The 19666-nt window shown below is 54.8% G+C and carries 20 protein-coding genes and 1 pseudogene; 13 read left to right on the top strand and 8 right to left on the bottom strand.

The window, feature by feature from the left end:
* Positions 1 to 80 precede the first annotated feature (80 nt).
* Positions 81 to 802: pseudogene (locus OCY70_RS17040) on the bottom strand (response regulator transcription factor).
* A gap of 142 nt (positions 803 to 944) precedes the next feature.
* Here OCY70_RS17040 and trmL point away from each other — a divergent pair.
* The 4 genes from trmL (at position 945) to OCY70_RS17060 (ending at position 4549) form a co-directional block, all read left to right on the top strand.
* Complete coding sequence (gene trmL, locus OCY70_RS17045) at positions 945 to 1412, top strand: tRNA (uridine(34)/cytosine(34)/5-carboxymethylaminomethyluridine(34)-2'-O)-methyltransferase TrmL (RefSeq protein ID WP_213429343.1); 468 nt, start codon at positions 945 to 947, stop codon at positions 1410 to 1412.
* A 315-nt stretch (positions 1413 to 1727) separates the two neighbouring features.
* Positions 1728 to 1976: an AbrB/MazE/SpoVT family DNA-binding domain-containing protein gene (locus OCY70_RS17050; protein ID WP_213429360.1), complete on the top strand. Its 249-nt coding sequence runs from the start codon at positions 1728 to 1730 to the stop codon at positions 1974 to 1976.
* A 228-nt stretch (positions 1977 to 2204) separates the two neighbouring features.
* Positions 2205 to 2330, top strand: coding sequence for a hypothetical protein (locus OCY70_RS17055; protein ID WP_261944992.1), 126 nt, complete (start codon positions 2205 to 2207; stop codon positions 2328 to 2330).
* Positions 2331 to 2350: 20 nt separating this feature from the next.
* Entirely contained in the window at positions 2351 to 4549 is a 2199-nt protein-coding gene (locus tag OCY70_RS17060) for a hypothetical protein (RefSeq protein WP_249725364.1), read from the top strand.
* 366 nt (positions 4550 to 4915) lie between these two features.
* Here OCY70_RS17060 and OCY70_RS17065 read toward each other — a convergent pair whose 3' ends face one another.
* Positions 4916 to 5977 (bottom strand): phosphodiester glycosidase family protein, encoded by a 1062-nt coding sequence (locus OCY70_RS17065; RefSeq protein ID WP_213429344.1) that lies wholly within the window; start codon positions 5975 to 5977, stop codon positions 4916 to 4918.
* Between the two features lie 15 nt (positions 5978 to 5992).
* On the bottom strand, positions 5993 to 6403 hold the full coding sequence (locus tag OCY70_RS17070) for a hypothetical protein (protein WP_213429345.1): 411 nt from the start codon (positions 6401 to 6403) through the stop codon (positions 5993 to 5995).
* Positions 6404 to 6713: 310 nt separating this feature from the next.
* On the opposite strand from OCY70_RS17070, the gene OCY70_RS17075 reads away from it, so the two are divergent.
* Positions 6714 to 7925: an aminotransferase-like domain-containing protein gene (locus OCY70_RS17075; protein WP_213429346.1), complete on the top strand. Its 1212-nt coding sequence runs from the start codon at positions 6714 to 6716 to the stop codon at positions 7923 to 7925.
* 19 nt (positions 7926 to 7944) lie between these two features.
* Here OCY70_RS17075 and OCY70_RS17080 read toward each other — a convergent pair whose 3' ends face one another.
* Positions 7945 to 8757, bottom strand: a complete 813-nt coding sequence (locus tag OCY70_RS17080; protein ID WP_213429347.1) for a DUF2161 family putative PD-(D/E)XK-type phosphodiesterase — start codon at positions 8755 to 8757, stop codon at positions 7945 to 7947.
* Between the two features lie 349 nt (positions 8758 to 9106).
* Here OCY70_RS17080 and OCY70_RS17085 point away from each other — a divergent pair, with 349 nt between their 5' ends.
* From OCY70_RS17085 to OCY70_RS17095, 3 genes are all read left to right on the top strand, one after another.
* Positions 9107 to 11002 (top strand): PrkA family serine protein kinase, encoded by a 1896-nt coding sequence (locus OCY70_RS17085; RefSeq protein ID WP_213429348.1) that lies wholly within the window; start codon positions 9107 to 9109, stop codon positions 11000 to 11002.
* 631 nt (positions 11003 to 11633) lie between these two features.
* Complete coding sequence (locus tag OCY70_RS17090) at positions 11634 to 12041, top strand: hypothetical protein (protein WP_249725366.1); 408 nt, start codon at positions 11634 to 11636, stop codon at positions 12039 to 12041.
* Complete coding sequence (locus tag OCY70_RS17095; RefSeq protein WP_249725368.1) at positions 11993 to 12211, top strand: DUF2199 domain-containing protein; 219 nt, start codon at positions 11993 to 11995, stop codon at positions 12209 to 12211. Before OCY70_RS17090 ends, OCY70_RS17095 begins: the two co-directional genes overlap by 49 nt.
* A 70-nt stretch (positions 12212 to 12281) precedes the next feature.
* Here the strand turns inward: OCY70_RS17095 and OCY70_RS17100 are convergent, their stop codons facing one another.
* The gene (locus tag OCY70_RS17100; RefSeq protein ID WP_213429349.1) at positions 12282 to 13124 is read right to left on the bottom strand and encodes a DUF368 domain-containing protein; all 843 of its coding nucleotides are present in this window, start codon (positions 13122 to 13124) and stop codon (positions 12282 to 12284) included.
* Between the two features lie 206 nt (positions 13125 to 13330).
* Between OCY70_RS17100 and OCY70_RS17105 the strand changes: the two genes are divergently transcribed.
* From OCY70_RS17105 to OCY70_RS17125, 5 genes are all read left to right on the top strand, one after another.
* Positions 13331 to 14959, top strand: a complete 1629-nt coding sequence (locus OCY70_RS17105; RefSeq protein ID WP_261944993.1) for a hypothetical protein — start codon at positions 13331 to 13333, stop codon at positions 14957 to 14959.
* Positions 14960 to 15149: 190 nt separating this feature from the next.
* Positions 15150 to 15785: an FMN-dependent NADH-azoreductase gene (locus OCY70_RS17110; RefSeq protein WP_213429351.1), complete on the top strand. Its 636-nt coding sequence runs from the start codon at positions 15150 to 15152 to the stop codon at positions 15783 to 15785.
* 163 nt (positions 15786 to 15948) lie between these two features.
* Positions 15949 to 16374 carry a cell wall hydrolase gene (locus tag OCY70_RS17115; protein ID WP_213429352.1) on the top strand — a complete coding sequence of 142 codons (426 nt, stop codon included), beginning with the start codon at positions 15949 to 15951 and terminating at the stop codon, positions 16372 to 16374.
* A gap of 90 nt (positions 16375 to 16464) precedes the next feature.
* Positions 16465 to 16980 carry a spore coat protein GerQ gene (gene gerQ / locus OCY70_RS17120; protein WP_213429353.1) on the top strand — a complete coding sequence of 172 codons (516 nt, stop codon included), beginning with the start codon at positions 16465 to 16467 and terminating at the stop codon, positions 16978 to 16980.
* A gap of 216 nt (positions 16981 to 17196) precedes the next feature.
* On the top strand, positions 17197 to 18021 hold the full coding sequence (locus OCY70_RS17125; protein WP_283776773.1) for an aldo/keto reductase: 825 nt from the start codon (positions 17197 to 17199) through the stop codon (positions 18019 to 18021).
* A gap of 108 nt (positions 18022 to 18129) precedes the next feature.
* On the opposite strand, the gene OCY70_RS17130 is transcribed toward OCY70_RS17125, so the two are convergent.
* The 3 genes from OCY70_RS17130 to OCY70_RS17140 form a co-directional block, all read right to left on the bottom strand.
* Positions 18130 to 18291 carry a hypothetical protein gene (locus OCY70_RS17130; RefSeq protein WP_213429354.1) on the bottom strand — a complete coding sequence of 54 codons (162 nt, stop codon included), beginning with the start codon at positions 18289 to 18291 and terminating at the stop codon, positions 18130 to 18132.
* 7 nt (positions 18292 to 18298) lie between these two features.
* On the bottom strand, positions 18299 to 18559 hold the full coding sequence (locus OCY70_RS17135; protein WP_213429355.1) for a hypothetical protein: 261 nt from the start codon (positions 18557 to 18559) through the stop codon (positions 18299 to 18301).
* 135 nt (positions 18560 to 18694) lie between these two features.
* Entirely contained in the window at positions 18695 to 19363 is a 669-nt protein-coding gene (locus OCY70_RS17140; RefSeq protein ID WP_213429356.1) for a 3'-5' exonuclease, read from the bottom strand.
* Between the last annotated feature and the right edge of the window lie 303 nt (positions 19364 to 19666).

Consider the following 19666-nt stretch of genomic DNA (forward strand, 5'->3'; position numbering starts at 1 on the left):
ACTAGGAGGATGGAAGCGCACCAATACCCGCATGCTCTTCAGAACAAGCGGGTACGGATTCAGGAATGAGGATGGCAGGCCTATCCTTCGGCGGCGAGATGGCGCCGCACCGGCTCGGTCAGCTTATAGCCGACGTTCCGGATCGTCATAATATATTCGGGATTGCGCGCATTCTTCTCCAGCTTGTCGCGCAGGTGGCTGATATGGACGTCGACGATGCGCGTATCCCCGAGAAAATGATAGTCCCAGACGCCCTGCAGAAGCTGCTGTCGGCTGAGCACTTTGCCGCGGTGCCGGCACAGAAAGACGAGCAGCTCGAACTCCTTCGGCGTCAGGTCGATGGGGCGATCGTCCAGCTTCACTTCCCGCTGATCGGCCATGACGGTGAGCGGCCCGATCTGATAGACCTGGCCATCGTCATGAAGCGGCAAGGAACGGATGCGGCGCATGACCGCCTGAATGCGGGAGATCAGCTCCTGCGGAGAGAAGGGCTTCGTCATATAATCGTCGGCCCCGTTGTTCAGCCCGTCGATCTTGTCTCCGACCTCCTGCATGGCGGTCAGCATAATCACCGGCACCATATTGCTCCGCTCGCGCAGCTTGCGGCAGACCTCCAGGCCGCTGCTTTTCGGCAGCATCCGATCCAGCACAATCAGATCGGGCCGGAAGGTAGGCAGTACTTCGAAGACCGCTTCTCCATCGTACACACACACATGACCTCGTAACCGGCCAGCTTCAGATTATATTCAATGAGGGTAGAGATGGATGGCTCATCGTCAACGACAAGTATTTTGGACTTCATAACTTTCCCTCCCATCGATTCCATCCTGCTTCTATTATGCAATAGGATCGTCAGCGTTATATTAAACAAACGTAAACGGGATGTTAAATCGCGATTTTTGGCATGATGTTGTATAATGAGTTCAGAATGTGAGGTGAACAGAATGGCACTGCATATCGTGCTTGTGGAACCGGAAATTCCGGCTAATACCGGCAACATCGCCCGCACCTGTGCCGCGACAGGCACCCACCTGCATCTTGTGCGGCCGCTGGGCTTCCGCACGGATGACGCGACGTTGAAGCGTGCCGGTCTGGATTATTGGTACGCTGTCCATATCGAATATCATGATTCGTTCCAAGAGGTGCTGGATCAATACGCGGGTTCGCGTTTTTTTTATGCCACGACCAAGGCGGACAAATGCTACAGCGACTTCTCGTTCCGGGACGGCGACTTCCTCGTCTTCGGCAAAGAGACGAAAGGCCTGCCTCCCGAGCTGATCGAAGCGAACCGCGAAACGTGCATGCGCATGCCCATGACCGACAAGGTCCGCTCGCTCAATTTGTCGAATTCGGCCGCGATCATGGTCTATGAAGCGCTGCGCCAGCTCGGTTTTCCCGGGTTGATCAAATAGGCGGCGAAGGGAAGGTTTGTTGCTGCGGTCTGGCAGGAACAATCTTCGCCCCCCTGAGTCTAATTTCATAGAAAATTCGAAGAAAAAATGCGACGATATACTTAGATGATGGGCGGAGAGATCGCCCGCCTGTAACGGAATGCGGCGTACTTTCCTGCCAGGCACTTATAGACAAATGATGAACAGAATAGACAAAATCGAAATTGATTGGTATTTTTCAGCAGGAATTTTGTCTATAGTATCGAAGTAGAAGTAATAGAAGCAGAGTTTTCTAAGGGTAGTCATGAGGAGTATATACAAGAGAGGGTGGAACAGATGAAACCTGCCGGAGTAGTCCGTAAAGTCGATCAACTGGGACGCATTGTGTTGCCCAAATCATTGAGAAAACGTTACCAGATGAACGAGGGGGATCCTGTCGAAATTTTGGTGCAAGGCGACCATATTATTTTGGAGCGCTACCGTCCGAAGTGCGTATTCTGCGGGTCCATGGATGGAGTCGCTGAATTCAAGGAACGATACATATGTTCTCCATGCATGAATGAGATGACGCATCTCATTCGCTAGCCGGGCCAAGAAGCATCGCAAGATGCTTCTTTTTTTATATCCATTTCGAAGACTCATTCATCTGCGGATATTCTAATAAAGGCTGTATGATGATTTTTTTCTTCTAATCACCTCTGTTTTTTGTAAAAAGTCATAAAAAATACAATACCTCCGCCAGATAGAATGCTATATAATGGGAATGTAATTACATATTATTACTTAAATTTTCATTTTCTAGGGGGTAACAAGATGAAGTTATACAAGATCGGCTGGTTGTGCATTGTGTTGACGTTGATTGCAGGGTTGCTTCACGCCGTGCCCGTAAACGCCGCTGCGGCCTGGACGGCGTTCCGCTGCCAACGGGAAGCGCCATAGGGCAGCCGTCAGGAAGTCCGGTGACGCAATTGACGGACAACAATGCGGCAACAAGATTTCAGTTAAACGCAGGCAAATTCGTCTGGCACACCTTTTCCGCTCCGGCTGAAATTTCCGCTGTTATTGTGAATAAGACCGCAGGCACTAGTACCGTTATTGAATTCTATGATGCGGACGACCATCTGCTCTTATCCTATCAGCCTGTCGTCAATGATGGCATTGTATCTTTACCTGTTCCGATCAAGAATGTGAAGACGGCAGTATTGAAACCGACAGGCTCCTATTCGACGATTGCGGAGTGGAATGTGTTTACTACGCCTTCGGCGCCGCCTTACGTTCCCGCTATCAATTGGATTCAGGCAGGCGACAAGACGGTAACGCTCGAATGGGGATCGACAGGGGCGAAATCATACCATGTCAAGCGGGCAACGTCCCCGGGAGGCCCTTATGCCATGCTCGCGGCGAATGTGAAGGAACCTGCTTATACGGACAAGTCCGTCACGAACGGCGTTACCTATTACTATGTCGTAAGTTCCGTCAACGAGGCTGGTGAGAGCGCCCATTCCGGCGAGAAGAGCATCCGTCCGAACGCCACCAGGTATACCGGCGGCCTGTTGGAGGGGCTAACGCTGAAGGCAGGCACATCTCTGGCCAATCCGACCGAATCCGTACGGGTATTGACCGATAATAACCCGTCGTCCCGCTATCAGGTGAATGCAGGCAAATTCGTCTGGCACACCTTTTCCGATCCGGCTGAAATCACCGCAGTTATTGTGAATAAAACCGCGGGCACTAATGCCGTTATCGAGTTCTATGATGCAGACGCTCATCTGCTGTTATCCTATCAGCCTGTCGTTAACGACGGCATTGTATCGTTGCCTGTTCCCGTCAATAATGTAAAGACGGTCGTGTTGAAACCGACAGGCTCCTATTCGACGATAGCGGAGTGGAACGTGTTCGCCACTCCTTCCTTTCCGCCTTCCGTACCGGCCATTAACTGGATCTACGGCGGGGACCAGACGGTAACGCTCGAATGGGGATCGACGGGGGCGAAAGCCTACCATGTCAAGCGGGCAACATCTCCCGGCGGTCCATACGCCATGCTTGCTTCGAATGTAAAGGGAACTGCTTATACGGACAAGGCTGTGACGAACGGCGTGACGTACTATTATGTGGTGAGCGCGCTTAACGAAGCGGGCGAGAGCGCTCATTCCGGTGAGAAGAGCATCCGTCCTAACGCTACCAAGTATACGGGAGGTCTGTTAGACGGATTGACGCTGAAGGCAGGCGCTTCGTTGGCGAATCCGTCAGAATCCGTTCGGATATTGACCGATAATAACGCGTCGTCCCGCTATCAGATCAACGCAGGCAAATTCGTTTGGCACACCTTTTCCGCACCGGCCGAAATCACCGCTGTTATTATGAACAAAACCGCAGGCACGAATGCTGTTATCGAGTTCTATGATGCGGACGACCAGCTGCTGTTATCCTATAACCCTGTCGTTAACGATGGCATTGATTCGTTGCCCGTTCCCGTAAGTAACGTGAAGACGGTAGTAATGAAATCGACCGGCTCCTATTCCACCATTGCGGAGTGGAATGTGTTCGGGAAGACGACCGGCGTGCCGCCAGCGGAGCCGATTGTCTTGAACGGAACGGCAGGAGACGCGAGTGTGACGTTAAGCTGGAACACCATCAATGACGCGACAGGCTACAACGTGAAACGCTCCGAAACGACGGGAGGGCCTTATGCCACGATTGCTACCGTTACATCGAGCACTTACGGTTATATCGATACGAGTGTCGTGAACGGAACCGTCTGCTATTATGTCGTCACGGCATTATATGAAGCCGAGGAGTTGGCGACATCCAATGAAGTGGCCGTGACGCCGCAGGCGGGGAACAAGCCGGGGCCGGGACCCGGAGAACCAGGTGAGCCGGGCGAACCTGGAGAGCCAGGCGGTGCGGGGGATCGCGCATTGCTCCGGATTACACTGATTAACGGGGCGGACAAGGAATACGACTTGTCCATGCAGGAAGTCGACGCGTTCATCAGTTGGTATGAAGGCCGGGCTGGCGGAACGGGACCCGTCACATTTTTTATCGACAAGCACGGCAACAATAAAGGCCCGTTCAAGCAACGCAAAGATGTCATTATCTATGATAAAATTATTACCTTTGAAATTAACTCATACGAAAATGGGCAAAAAGCGAGCTAAATCCTGTCGAGCGAACGAAGCCGCGGCTGAAGTGCCGCGGCTTTGCATTGGCTTCCGGCGGCCAATGCAGCTTGTCCCCGCTACAGAAAAAGCTCCCCTGCGTCCGGGAAGCTTCTTCGTCTTTATAAGCCTTTGGTCTTATCGTCGTTATAACCTGCTGTTAAGATAGCTGTCAAGAACATGGCCATCACGAGCACGATAATCCAGAACGTCGTCGTCATGGTACGCCCACCTCCATTGATCTAATCTCATTATAACCAAGACATGCCAAAAAGGAAATGATAAACGTGAAAAATCGCACGGCGCGACGAACGCATTCTGTGGTATTCTATTAGGTTTTTTGTCGCTCGGTGCTGCAGCCCCTATTTATTTGAAAAACAAAAAGTGAGTCGGCAGTGCCCGAAGCTCTCCGTCCGAAGGGTTGTTCACCACTCTGCCGTTGAAAATGAGCGACGAGGAGCCGCCGCCGTCGAGATTATAGGCATCGATGACGCCGAGGTTCGACAGCTTCGCCTGCAGTTCCTCCAGCTTGGCGCCGGAGCTTCCATTCTCATCATACCCATCCGCGACAAGGATTAATAATTGATCATCCTTATAATTGCCGATTACGGTCCGCGGAGCCCGGGATGATTGCCATTTCTGCGGAATGGCCAGCTTGCGGCCGTTCTTGAGCAGCGCCGGCACGAAGGTAGCACCGTGCTGCGGCTTCAATGTATCCAATTGCTCCTTTTCCGAAAATTTGCCGCCGATCAGCTTCCCGCCGACATCGAGCCCGACGAAGGCCAGGTCTTTGTAGGTCGGTTCGAACGAGTTGACATATTCGCCGTTCATGACCGTCGTTCCGAGCGGATACCGGTTGCCCTTTCCGTCCGCGAACCCGCCGGCATTGACTCCGGCGACGGCGCCGTAGCGCTTGACGGCCTGCAAGGTCGTCTCGTCCCCGCCGTACTTGTCCTTGCCCAGCGTCAGGCGCATGGCGGACGGATCCTTCAGCTTCACCTTCATGGCATAGCCCTGGTAGGTCGGCTGGTTAATCCGGTACAATTCGGCCCGCAGCTTGTCGCTGTCGATTCGTTCCCGCACGGTGCCAAGCTTGGCCGAGATGCGCCGGTCATAGATTTGCTCCGGACGCTTCGCCTGCGTGACGGCGGTGCTGACGATATCATTCATCGCCTCGGTGGTCTGCCGATACAGAACCGACGTCTTCTTTATAGATTCTACCGTGAAGGAGGCGGTATGCTCCGCCTCGTCCAAGCTTATGTATAGCTTCTCATTCTTGTCCGTCCAGCCCGCCGGCTCGGAAGGAGGCGACCAATTCACCTCCGCCGTGACGTGCAGCGTGGAAGCCAGCATCCAGATCATCATCCCTATGAATGGGGCGGTAATCAGCATGAACAGCCGGTTTATTTGTTTTACTCGCACATTCATCGTATCGCCTCACTGCTATTTCAAAAGATCCATTTTTTTCTTCAACTCATTCAACTGCTTCTTCACTTCATTCAATTGAGTGTACAGCTTGTTGCTGTTGTCGGTCTTATCCGACGCATTGTCCTTCGTGAAGGTGAGAAGCTGGTTGAACGTGTCCACCTTGCTCTGCATTTCGTCCAGCTTTTTGTTCATGTCGGCCAACTGCTGCTCGTAGGACTGCTGCACGATCTTGAGCTGGGCCTCGGTCTGTTTCTGCAAATCTTCCAGCATCGTCTTTTTCATATAATCACTATAGAAATAGGTCGCCGTCACGCCAATCCCGATCATGACGACCCAGAACAGAAGGAACCATTTGGCATTCGAACCGCTAGTCTTCGTTCGAGCGCGACGGGAGGTCTCGGGAGAAGAATTCGTGGATGGCTGCATAGTCTAATCACCTCGAATGAAGTCGTATTTCGTCAAAACATTTACTATTCTAGCATGTATTCTATCACTGGTGGATAAAATTTTGCAAAAAACATACAAAATAGACATAGATATAACAAAAAAACGATAGATTTCCCCTTTCTAGCTCCGAATAAAAGGGCGAGCCAAAACCAGCTTCCGGAAGACATCGCGAGAAGCTCGGGCAGACGGTTGCAAGCGATAAGACCGCACTTGGAACAATGACTATCCCATTGCATAACACAACTATTGGGTGTATCATTTTTGAAAAATGGGAAAGGGCGATAGCCGAATGCAATACTCATTCTCTACCCGCGTGTCATCCGTCGAAAGCTCGGCCGTGCGCGATATTTTGAAATTAACGCAAGGAAAATCGATTATTTCATTTGCAGGAGGCCTGCCGGCCGAAGAATACTTCCCGATGGAAGCGATTCGATATGCGGCGGATCGCGTCCTGCAGCAAAGCCCGCAAGCGCTTCAATACGGTCTGACGGAAGGGACGACCGTGCTGCGGGAGCGTCTGGGTGCGCGTCTCCACTCGCAACGGAGCATTCCGGCTGGCGTCGACGAGATTCTGATTACGAACGGATCGCAGCAGGCGTTGGATCTGTTCGCGCGGGCCCTGCTGAATCCGGGGGATACGGTCCTCGTGGAAAATCCGACCTATCTGGCCTGCTTGCAGGTGCTTCGGATGCAGCAAGCGAACATCGTCCCGGTGGACAGCGACGACCAGGGCATGATTCCCGAGGATGTGGCGGAGAAGCTGAAGCGGCATAAGCCAAAATTCGTCTACGTCGTGCCGACGTTCGGGAATCCGACCGGGCGGGTATGGAGCGTCGAGCGGAGACAAGCGCTGCTAAATCTGTGCCGGGAGCACGGAACGGTCATCCTGGAGGACGACCCGTATGGGGAATTGCGGTTCACTTCGGATCGCGTGCCCAATATCGCCGCGCTGGAGGGCGAGACGGATCATCGTCTCGTCGCTTATACGAGCACGTTCAGCAAGACAGTTGCGCCTGGATTAAGAACAGGGTGGACGGTCGCCGATCGCCAGATTATCCGCATGATGGCGCGCGTGAAGCAATCGGCTGATCTGCATACCAGTGTGCTGGATCAGCTCATTTTGAGCGAAATGCTGCTGCCGGAAGTGTTTAAGCTTGATGATCATATCCATAAATTGTCTTCCATTTACAAGGAAAGAATGGAGACGATGGAAGCCGAGCTGTCCCGGGACAGTTGGAGCAGTTCCGTATGGAACAAGCCGCAGGGCGGCATGTTCTTCTGGGTGGAGCTGCCGGAGGGACTGGATTCCCAGACGCTGTTGGCTTGCGCCGTCGACAAGGGCGTCGCCTTCGTGCCAGGAACGTCATTCTATGCCGGAGAGCCGAAGCGCAATACGATGCGGCTGAATTACTCGTTCGCGGAGCCGGACGTAATCCGCACGGGCATGGAGCGGCTGAGCGAAGCCGTATCCGAATTCCTCGGCCGCTATGCCGGCGAGTAGCCCGCAGCCGGGCGGCGGGTTATGTATCGCCCGCCATCGGCAGGCCGGCGACCTCCGCTGTCCCGGCCCCGGGCTTGCGCCATTCACGCACGACATGGGCGTAGCGCTCCAGCGCCTCACGCCCTTCCCCGGTCAGCGCGTAGACGCCCCGGCTGACCCGCTCGAACCAGCCGTAATAATTGCGCTGCAGGATGGCGGCCGCATCGCCGACGCCGCTGCCGTCCCGCACGGCGGCCGCCCGGAGCGGGCCGTCCGCCAGGCAGCGCGCCGCGCGCAGCGCCTTCTCCCGATAAGCCGTCACGAGCGGCTGCTTCGTCGTGCCTCCCACATTGTAATCCCCGCTGCGGGCGCTGAATTCGCGCACAAGCCGGGCCGTTCTGGTCTTTACGGGCCGCGTCTCCATGTAGCTGGCCTCCGAACCTGCCGGCGTGCAGACGATCTCGACGAACGGCGCCTTGCGCTTGTAGAACGTGACGAGCAGAAAGCCGATGCCGAGCTTGCCGCACAACTGGCGCAGGGAAGAGACGGAGTGTCCTTTGCCTCCCTTTTTCTTCTCGACCGCGACGTACACCTGCGGCGACACCTTCTGCCGTTCGAGCGCCTGCAGGACAAGCGTCAGATTGAAGGAAGGCTTCATTTCCACGATGATCGGCGGTTCCTCCTGTCCCTCGGGCCCCTCCGGCCGCATCGCGACCAGATCGCAATGGCGCACCTCGCCGCGCACGATGTACCCCCTTGCTTCAAAGAATGCCTTCAACGGAGCGTACAGCTCCGATTCCTTCCGTGCCGCCGTTTTGGCCGGCTTTGCTTCACGATGGTCTAAAGCTTCCATTGCCCGCAACCCCTCTCATCCTCCGAACCTTGGCCGACCCGCATTTCCCGGTCACGTGTCGCGCTAGGGGGCTCCGCGGATCGTTGATAACACGAGTATAACATGACCGGGGCAGGCTTGCTTTTCTCCAAGTTGGTCTGCAAATAATCGTGCTAATAATCCGTCCGGGCGGCATAAGTATGTATTACACTTTGTTCACGCATCCGCTCCGGAAGGGCTGAGGAAGCCCGCGAGGCGCGGCCAGTCTGTGAGAAGCATGAGCAATCGTTGATACACGTGCATACCGTATACGAAGCGAAGCGGCGATGAAGGGCTGTGTTGCAAATCGGGAGCAATGGAGGTATAGAGTATGGATATTTTCAAGCGGATTTCGGAGCACCGCGCCGAGAGCGAACGATTGGCTTGGACCGGTACCTTTAAAGAATATGTGGAATTGCTGCGTCGAGACCCGACCCCTGCGATGACGGCTCATGCACGCGTGTATGAGATGATCGCGTCGCACGGCGTGGAGGAGGCTGACGGGCATAAGCGATATGCCTTCTTCGAGAAGGAAATCTTCGGTCTGGACCGTGACGTGCACAAGCTGGTAGAGGAGTATTTCCATTCGGCAGCCAAGCGTCTTGATGTGCGCAAGCGCATCCTGCTGCTGATGGGGCCGGTCAGCGGCGGCAAATCAACGTTGGTCACGATGCTGAAGCGGGGCCTGGAGCAATTCTCGCGCACGGAGAAGGGAGCCGTCTATGCGATCAAGGGCTGCCCGATGCATGAGGAGCCTTTGCACCTGATTCCGCATGAACTGAGAGCCGAAGTGGAGCAAGAGCTGGGCGTCCGCATCGAGGGCAATCTGTGCCCGGCGTGCCAGATGCGGCTCCGCACCGAATACGGGAACGACATCGAGCGAGTTCCGGTCGAACGCGTGCTGATCTCCGAGGAGAACCGTATTGGCATCGGCACCTTCAGTCCGTCCGATCCGAAGTCCCAGGATATTGCGGATTTGACGGGAAGCATCGACTTCTCGACGATTACGGAGTACGGATCGGAGTCCGATCCGCGGGCATACCGCTTCGACGGGGAATTGAACAAGGCGAACCGCGGCTTGATGGAGTTCCAGGAGATGCTCAAATGCGACGAGAAATTCCTCTGGAATCTGCTGTCGCTTACCCAGGAGGGGAATTTCAAAGCGGGAAGATATGCGTTGATCAGCGCGGATGAGCTGATCGTGGCCCATACGAACGAATCCGAGTACAAGGCCTTCATAGCCAACAAAAAAAATGAAGCGCTTCAATCGCGGATGATCGTGATGCCGATACCATACAATCTCAAAGTATCCGAAGAAGAAAAAATATACGCCAAGCTGATTAACCAGAGCGACATGAAGCATGTTCATATCGCGCCGCATGCGCTCCGGGCCGCCGCAATTTTCTCTATCCTGACCCGGCTCAAGGAGTCGAAGAAGCAGGGCATGGATCTGGTCAAAAAGATGCGCATGTACGACGGGGAAGAAGTGGAAGGCTATAAAGAGAATGATCTGAAGGAGATGCAGAGCGAATTTTCCGAGGAAGGGATGTCAGGGGTTGACCCGCGCTACGTCATTAACCGGATATCAAGCGCCTTGATCAAGCAAGATCTTCAGTGCATAAACGCGTTGGATGTGCTGCGTGCGTTGAAGGACGGTCTGGATCAGCATGCTTCGATCACGAAGGAGGAGCGGGAGCGGTATCTGAATTACATCTCGGTGGCGCGCAAGGAATACGACAATCTGGCCAAGAAGGAAGTGCAGAAAGCGTTCGTCTACTCCTTCGAGGAATCGGCGAAGACGCTGTTCGAGAATTATCTGGATAACATCGAGGCGTTCTGCAATTGGAAAAAAATCCGCGATCCGTTGACAGACGAGGAGATGGATCCGGATGAGCGGCTGATGCGATCGATCGAGGAGCAAATCGGCGTCTCAGAAAACGCGAAGAAGGCGTTCCGCGAGGAAATTCTGATTCGCCTGTCCTCATATTCCCGCAAAGGACGCAAGTTCGATTACAACAGCCATGAACGGCTGCGGGAAGCGGTGGAGAAGAAGCTGTTCGCCGACCTGAAGGATATCGTGAAAATTACAACCTCGACGAAGACGCCGGATGAGAACCAATTGAAGCGCATCAACGAGGTATCCGCCCGGTTAATGGAGGAGCACGGGTATTGCCCGGTCTGCGCGAACGAGCTGCTGCGTTATGTGGGCAGCCTCTTGAACCGCTAAGCGGCCGGAAGCGAATAGGGGCATGACGGGGAACCTGCAGGCGAGCGGCTTGCAGGTTTCGGATTGAAGGACAAACTCCCGCGAATACTGCAACCGCGGGAGTTCTTTACGTTTTTTATCCCTATCATCTGCTCCACGAATACTGCAAGAATGCAGCAATTTCATTGACACGAGGTTGCGAAAATACGATTACTGCAAAAATACAGCAACCACCGTGCGGCGAAGCATAAATAGCGTTCAAAATGGAGAAATAATGTAATTTTGCAGGATTTTCTCGGAATTTAGCCTCTTGAGGTTAAAAATGCTGCGCCTGTGCAGCAATTTCATGCGGGGAACAGCTTGCCCTATTTCTTCGATAAATGTTTTATCGGATAGTTGGAGCGAATTATGAATTCTGGGAATGAAAGGATGTTCCCCAGAAACTACAAATATCGGATCCGAGCCATTATAAAACGGTGTTGGTTCTTACTCATGTTCACCAGGGGTGTTACGCCGGGTTCTTAAAATAAATTGATATAATTCGACATATTGGTGTTGATTTTTGTAGTTTTTTGTTACAAAATGTTCACAATCTCCCTCTTTCAATCTTCCAAATTTTGAGTAAATTATTATTGGAGGGAGAGATACAGAGATGAAATTGATTGATGATGTGAACGGTAACGCTAATTCAGCCGCCGCCGGGAGGAGACGGCGCCATCGCATCCGGCTGCGCAAGCCGGAGAAAAAGGCCCCTACCGGGGTATATACGAATTGTTCGGCTCCATTCTATGTGACGGAGATCGAGCCTTGGGAGCGGGAGGAGCGCTGCCGATTCATGGGCGGCGAGATCGTCATGGACGGCCGCTATCATTATGTGCGCGGAAGCCTGCGCATACCGTACGGCAATGGCCGCGGACATATCCGCTGGGAAGTATGGTGGAGATCCGCCCGGATGAAGCCACCGGCACACCCAAGTCCGAGCGCGGTACGTACCCAATCGGGAATGCGCCCATGGAAGGGCGGCTGTCTTCCGCGATTCCCGGTTATCCGGATACGTTGACGCTGGCTGTCAACGTGCATTACCAGGGCAGAGGGTCCTTGCCCGATGTCCGCATCCAAGACATGGAGCATCTCCTTAGCAGAGAACAACGGGAAGGAGTAACCTTCCAGCGGTGGCTGGAGCTTCGCCCGCTGCATGCGGAATATCATCGTTATACCGACGCGCAATAATCTCACATCATCTACGATCGACTTCATATATGCGGAAGAAGGCACGGGCCGTGACGGCCGGTGCCTTCTGTTATTGGACGTTGATTTTTGCTTCTAGTTTCTGCGTCGGGCGCTGTCCCAGCAAGAACGCGGCGGCAAATCCCGCCGCCAGCGTGACGATGCTGATGACGAGCGTCACCGCAGACCCGTTCAATCCGGGGTAAACGACGACAAGCGAGCCGACGACCATCCCGATGACTAACGCATACATCACGGCAGGGAAGCGGGCGAGGAGCATGCGGATGAATTTGCTGCTGACGATAAAGCCGACGATAACGCCGCTGCCGATGATGGCGATTAACGGAATATCGAGGGTCGACAGCGCATGGATCGCCGTCGGATAGGCGCCGAGCAGCAGCAGCACGAACGAGCCGCTGATTCCCGGCAGGATCATGGCCATGCTTCCGAGCCACCCTGCGAGAAATAAGAACACGCCGGAAGAGGCGGTCAATTCAATAACCGGAGCCTGTCCCTCGGGACGGACGAAAGCGGTGGCCGCTACGGCTGCCCCTGCGGCAATGGCCAATACGTAATGGATGGCCTTGAAGGATCGGGAGGCGTCCGCTTCTTTCCACAGAAAAGGAAGGATGCCTACAATCAGGCCCAAAAAGAAAAAGAATGTCGGCTGGGGATGCTCGGCCAGCAGCCATTTCATCAAGCGGCTGAGCAGCAGCAGGGCGGCGCCGACACCGATTCCCAGCGGAACGAGAAAGCCCAGGTGCTTCTTCCATTCCCGGCTGAAGAACCCGCTGATGGCGGCGATCAGGCGCTCATATATCCCGAGGACGAGAGCGATTGTTCCGCCGCTGACGCCAGGAATGAGATCGCTGGCGCCAATGAGAATTCCGCGAAAAATATTTTTCCACTCGAACATTGATAAGCTCCTTTACATATCGATAAGCCCAAAACAAGCCATATCCATTGTACAATCAATTGCCGCGAGAATCCAAAGGTTCGCTTGTTCATGTAATAACAATTTCATAAGGAAAATGCATAAACCTCCTGCCTGTCTATCCATAATAATGGCGAGTGCTGAGCGCAGGTTCGGCCCACTTTCATATCCTATAAGGAGGCAAAGGCATGACTTTTCAACAATTTCGACCTCAAAGTCAGGCGCCGTCATCCGGAGCCGGATTGTCCGGCGGCATCGTAGCAAGCACGTACAGCGGCAACAGCTCCGGCCCATCGGGCAGCACGGCGAATCAAGGCGCGTATAACAACTTCAGCGGTCAAGGAAGCTTCGCGCCGACAAGCGGCTATGGCTTGGCTGGCGGTCCGTCCGGCGGCATCGTGGCAAGCACGTATGTCGGCAATAACTCCGGCCCATCGGGCAGCACGGCGAACGAAGGGGCATACAACCGCTTCAGCGGTCAAGGAAGCTTCGCGCCGACAAGCGGCTATGGCGCGACCGGCGGTCTGTCCGGCGGCATCGTGGCGAGCACGTATGCCGGCAATAGCTCCGGCCCATCGGGCAGCACGGCGAATCAAGGCGCGTATAACAACTTCAGCGGTCAAGGAAGCTTCGCGCCGACAAGCGGCTATGGCTTGGCTGGCGGTCCGTCCGGCGGCATCGTGGCAAGCACGTATGCCGGCAATAGCTCCGGCCCATCGGGCAGCACGGCGAATCAAGGCGCGTATAACAACTTCAGCGGTCAAGGAAGCTTCGGGCCGACAAGCGGCTATGGCGCGACCGGCGGTCTGTCCGGCGGCATCGTGGCAAGCACGTATGCCGGCAATAGCTCCGGGCCATCGGGCAGCACGGCGAATCAAGGCGCGTATAACAACTTCAGCGGTCAAGGAAGCTTCGCGCCGACAAGCGGCTACGGCATGGCTGGCGGTCTGACCGGCGGCGGCATCGTGGCAAGCACGTATGCCGGCAATAACTCCGGCCCATCGGGCAGCACGGCGAACGAAGGGGCATACAACCGCTTCAGCGGCCAAGGCAGCTTCTCGGCGCTGGGCGGCCAAGGCTTATCTGGCGGCATCGTAAGCGGGCTTCAATCCAACTATGGAGCTTATCAACCAAGCGGCTTACATAGCTATGGAGCCCCATCGTTTGCAAGCCAAGCGTTCCAGCCAAGCGGTCAAGTGCAAAGCATTACAGCTCAAACTCATGGCGCGCAGCAAAACGTAGTGCCAAGCAACTTCCAGCCAAGCGGTCAAACGCAAAGCATTACGGCGCAAACTCATGGCGCGCAGCAAAACGTAGTGCCAAGCAACTTCCAGCCAAGCGGCCAAACGCAAAGCATTACGGCGCAAACTCATGGCGCGCAGCAAAACGTAGTGCCAAGCAACTTCCAGCCAAGCGGCCAAGTGCAAAGCATTACGGCGCAAACTCATGGCGCGCAGCAAAACGTAGTGCCAAGCGACTTCCAGCCAAGCGGTCAAACGCAAAGCATTACGGCTCAAACCCATGGCGCGCAGCAAAACGTAGTGCCAAGCAACTTCCAGCCAAGCGGCCAAACGCAAAGCATTACAGCGCAAACTCATGGCGCGCAGCAAAATGTAGTGCCAAGCAGCTTCCAGCCAAGCGGCCAAACGCAAAGCATTACAGCGCAAACTCATGGCGCGCAGCAAAATGTAGTGCCAAGCAGCTTCCAGCCAAGCGGTCAAACGCAAAGCATCACGTCGTCGCTGTCTTCCAACGCATCTGCTTCGAGCGCGGCGGAGCTTGTGCGAAGCGTCCAGTCCGACAACCAATTGGGGTAACGACACGGCGGCTCTCCAGAGCCGCCTTTCTATTTCATTGTCGCCTAAAAAATATAGCTTGACATTCGTAAGTAACATTCGTTATTATACTTACATAAAGTAAGTTCATGTTATTTAATGAGCGACAGTGCTGAGTCAACATCAACAACTCGATCATTGATAGCAAATTTGATACAGAGGTGAAAGAACGATGAAAAAAGTACTCGTTGTGAATTCCAATCCGAAGCCGACGGAAATGTCCTATGGACTGCGCCTGGGCGAGCATTACCTGGCTGCGCTGCAAGCGAAGGGCGACGTTGCCATCGAACGCGTGAACCTGTATGAAGATACGATTCCTCTCATTGACGGCAGCGTGCTGGACAGCTGGGGCAAAGCAGCGAAAGGCGAAGCGCTGACTCCGCAGCAAACGGAAGTGCTCGGCCGCATGAACGAGATTTTGGAGCAATTCATTGCCGCAGACCTGATTGTCTTCATTACGCCAATGTGGAACCTGAGCTATCCAACGATGCTGAAAGCTTATATCGATAATGTCATTATTGCTGGCCGCACGTTCAAATATACGGCCGAAGGCCCTCAAGGCCTGCTTCAAGGCAAACGCGTCGTGCATATCGAAGCGCGCGGAGGCTTCTATTCCGAAGGCCCGGCACAGGCCTTGCAGTTCGCGAATTCGTATCTGAAGGCGGTTATGGGATTCATCGGAATTACGGAGTATGAGAACATTGTCGTGGAAGGCATGAACGCCGTTCCGGACCGTGCCGAAGAATTGCTGGAGAATGCCAAGCGCGTGGCGGAAGAAAGCGTAGCACGTTTGTACGCTTCTGTGTAACAAATAGTAGAGGATTTGACCTTATCAATAGGATTTATAGAGGTCTTACCGGACCGGCTCTTGCGAGAGCCGGTCTTTTCTGCTTTGCGGCCCTTGTCCGTTGTCACCAAATAGGCGCCTGCACATATGATGATATCGAAAGAAAGGAGGGGAGCGGACGAAGATGGCGGTCATCAAAGCAAACTCCGAAGACGCAAGGCTGCTGGCGCGGCTGGTGCGGGCCGAAGCGGAAGGCGAAGGAGAACTCGGCATGCTGATGGTTGGCAATGTAGGGGTAAATCGGATCTTAGCGAACTGTCTTGATTTTAGGAATGTAAGGACGATGAGAGATATGGTATATCAGAGCCCGGGAGGATACGAAGCGGTTCAGAAAAGCTATTTCTATCAAAGGCCGCGTGAGTCCGAAATCCGTCTGGCCAGGCGTGTCATCAACGGGGAGCGTACATGGCCAGCTACTTACGCGCTGTGGTTCTTCCGCCCGTCGGGAGAATGTCCGGCAACCTGGTACAATCAGCCGAATGCCGGCAGGTATAAGGCGCACTGCTTCTTTGCCCCGTCTGGCGACGATTGTCCGGATGTGTACCGGTAAGTCTCCATCCTGCAGTGGCTGTCAAGCATGAATATCGCTTCTGACACAACAAATAAAAAGCCGTAAAGGCTGATAAGGAGAGAGTGCAAGATGAGTTACAGCTATTCCACGTATGGATATTCCAATCCGCAGGCGTATCAGCCGCAACCTTGGGGCGGGTCGAAATGTATATCCCCGTACATGGGAGCTCCGACACCGACCCCGTATATGGGCGCCCCGACGACGTCCGTATACATGGCGCCGCAGCAGGTGCAGGGGGCCGCGGTTCCGCCGTCGGTGCCAAGCGGCAGCATGATGACGCCAAGCGGAACGGTGATGGTCGCGCCGCCCCAGCTCTTTGAGGAGTCCTACATCGAAAACATTTTTCGGCTGAATCTGGGAAAAATCGGCACCTTCTACATGACCTACGAAAATAACTCCCAATGGAACGCGAAGGTGTTCCGCGGCGTGCTGGAGGCAGCGGGACGCGATCATATTATTATCAGCGATCCGAATACGGGCCAGCGTATCGTGATGCTGATGGTCAATTTCGATTATGCGACCTTCGACGAGCCGTTGGCGTATCAATATCCGGGCGTGACGCCGCGCCTGCAGGATGAGGCATAATCGTGATTCCAAGCCGCTTCCCATGGATGCGGCTATTCTTCTGACGCGGGCTTGTCCCGGGGGGCGGCAGGGGGGCAAGATTGGATGCAGCGCGGTTCGGGTAATATAGGGCAGTGTTTGATTTGGGGCTCGGAATGGGGCTATACTGGATAGAGGGAGCGCCATCGCGCAGTATCTGTATGAACTCACTTTTTTACGAATGAGGAGGTTGTTAAGGTGATCGTTACTTTGAATAATGGTGTGCGCATGCCGCAGCTTGGCCTGGGGGTATGGCGCGTAGAAGAAGGGCAGCAAGTCAAAGAATCGGTCAAGACGGCGCTGGAGATTGGATACCGCCTCATTGATACGGCAGCGATCTATCAGAATGAAGCAGGCGTAGGCGAGGGAATGCGCGAGTCCGGCGTAAAGCGCGAAGATGTTTTCCTGACGACTAAAGTATGGAATTCCGATCAAGGCTACGACGAGACGCTGCGGGCGTTCGAGACCAGTCTGGAAAAGCTGGGAACCGACTATGTCGACCTGTATCTGATTCATTGGCCGGTGCCTGCGAACGATAAATATGTCGATACATACAAAGCGTTGGAAAAATTGTATGCCGACGGCCGCGTGCGGGCGATTGGGGTATCGAACTTCCATATCCCGCATCTGGAGCTGATTTTGGAGGAGTGCAGCGTGAAGCCGACCGTCAACCAGGTGGAATGCCATCCGCGCCTGGCTCAGAACGAGCTGCGGGAATTCTGCACGCGCAACGAGATTCTGTTGGAGGCCTGGAGCCCGCTGATGCAGGGCGGCGATATATTGACGAACGAGACGATCGGAGCGATCGCGGGCCGGCATGGGAAGACGCCTGCGCAGACGGTGATCCGCTGGCATCTGCAGAAGGGCAACATCGTCATTCCGAAATCGGTCACGCCATCGCGCATCCGGGAAAACTTCGATGTATTCGACTTCGAGCTTACGCAAGAAGAAATGGCCGATATCAACGGGCTGAATCAGGATAAGCGCGTCGGTCCGAATCCGGATGAATTCAATAATGCGTAAAAAAACCTGATATATGCGGGACCTATGTCCCGAGGACAGGGAACCGTCCGGCAGATGCCGGGCGGTTCTTGCATATGCCTGGAGAACGAGGAATCGGAACAGGCGGCATTACTCCTTCGCGCCAAGCAAATAAGCGGCAATCATGTCGATGGTCTCCGCCTTGATCCGCTCGGATGAGACGGGCAGCGCGCTTGGCGTCGCTCCGATCGTCCCGATGCTGCAGTCCAATATGACGGAGGAACTGGAAGAGGCGCGCATGCTCGCGGCCAATACGCTGCTAGCGAGCGCGGTGCTTGATGCTGCGCTTAAGGGGCAGTTGGCGGAGAAGCTGGCCGTTCCCGCTCCGGCAGCCAACATGGCATCGCCGAAGCTGTCGGCCGAGACGGCGCTTGCCGGAATCGGGGAACAGGGTGCCCATGCCGCCGCCGAGCCTTCCGCCGGAGCAGCGGGAGTTGTTCGCGGAGCATCTGGCGGTCAGATGCAGGAAGTGAGGCGGCTGCGCTGCGGCAACCCGTGCCTTCAGCCGCAACTTCGTCATCTCCTGCTGGCTGCTCCTGCCGGGCATTCCGTTTTCGTGGATCAGCGACAAGCGGCGTACAAGGAGCAGATAGCCAGAGCTGGGGCGGAACGATCCGGCTCGTTCGGCTGCCGGCTGCCGGCGCTTCTCCCCGGCTCACTCCTTCGGCAGCTGCAGCCGGGCGAGCGCCGCGAACGGATTCGCATCCGTATCGTCTTCCGGCTCGTCCCGATAGACGACCGCGCTCTCATAGCTCGGATGCTCCTGAACTTCATTCCGCTGAAGCTGGATATGATCGATCATATGGATGTAGATCAGCGCCGTATTGTATGCGTCATCGAGCGCCCGGTGCTGCGTGCCGACGAACGGAACCTGCAGCGTGTCAAGCGCCGTCTTCAGTCCGACCTGCTGGTGGCTCCCCCGGTTCATGACCTGAGACACCGGCTTCTGCAAATTGTTGTGGTTGCGCAGCCAGTGGAGCGGGATGCGCTTCATGCGGCATTCCTTCAGGAATTGGGCTTTGTCGTCCGGTCCCCAGGAACAGAGCGCGTAATCCTCTGTATCGATCCAGGCGACGAATTGATCCAGCACATTCTGCAGGACGGGAGAAGCGTTGACGTCTTCCTGGCGGATGCCCGTGAAATTGACCGTATCCTGCGACAGCTTGGGGGAGAGCGTCGGCTTGACGAAGGCTTGGAACGTGTCGACGATGGCCGCCTTGCCGTCCTGCTCCGCTACTTTTACCGCGCCGATCTCGATAATCTCCGCGAATTCCCCTTTTTTCCGCTTTACGGTCATTTCCAGGTCATAGATGATGGCTAACATAAGTAATCCCCTATTCTGTGTCCGAGTTAAATTGGATTCTTATATTCTATCATAAGATGGAGGGCAATACCGAAGGGACTCGCTGGATACAGAGCAATTTGCATGCCTGTCCGCAAAAAAGCATTGACATCTTCCAGGCCGATTTATACAATACGGATGGAATACGGTGTACGGTGTGTACGGCATGAACCAAACTCAGTCCAATGGATTGAGCGGCGAAATTTTGCGGAGGCGCGCATGGGTTACCGCTTCGTGAGCGCATCTGGTTTCGTTCGCCCCCTGTCAAGCGACAGGGGGTTTTTT

Origin of the sequence: Paenibacillus melissococcoides (genome assembly GCA_944800085.1) — a bacterium.
Classification (GTDB): domain Bacteria; phylum Bacillota; class Bacilli; order Paenibacillales; family Paenibacillaceae; genus Paenibacillus_B; species Paenibacillus_B melissococcoides.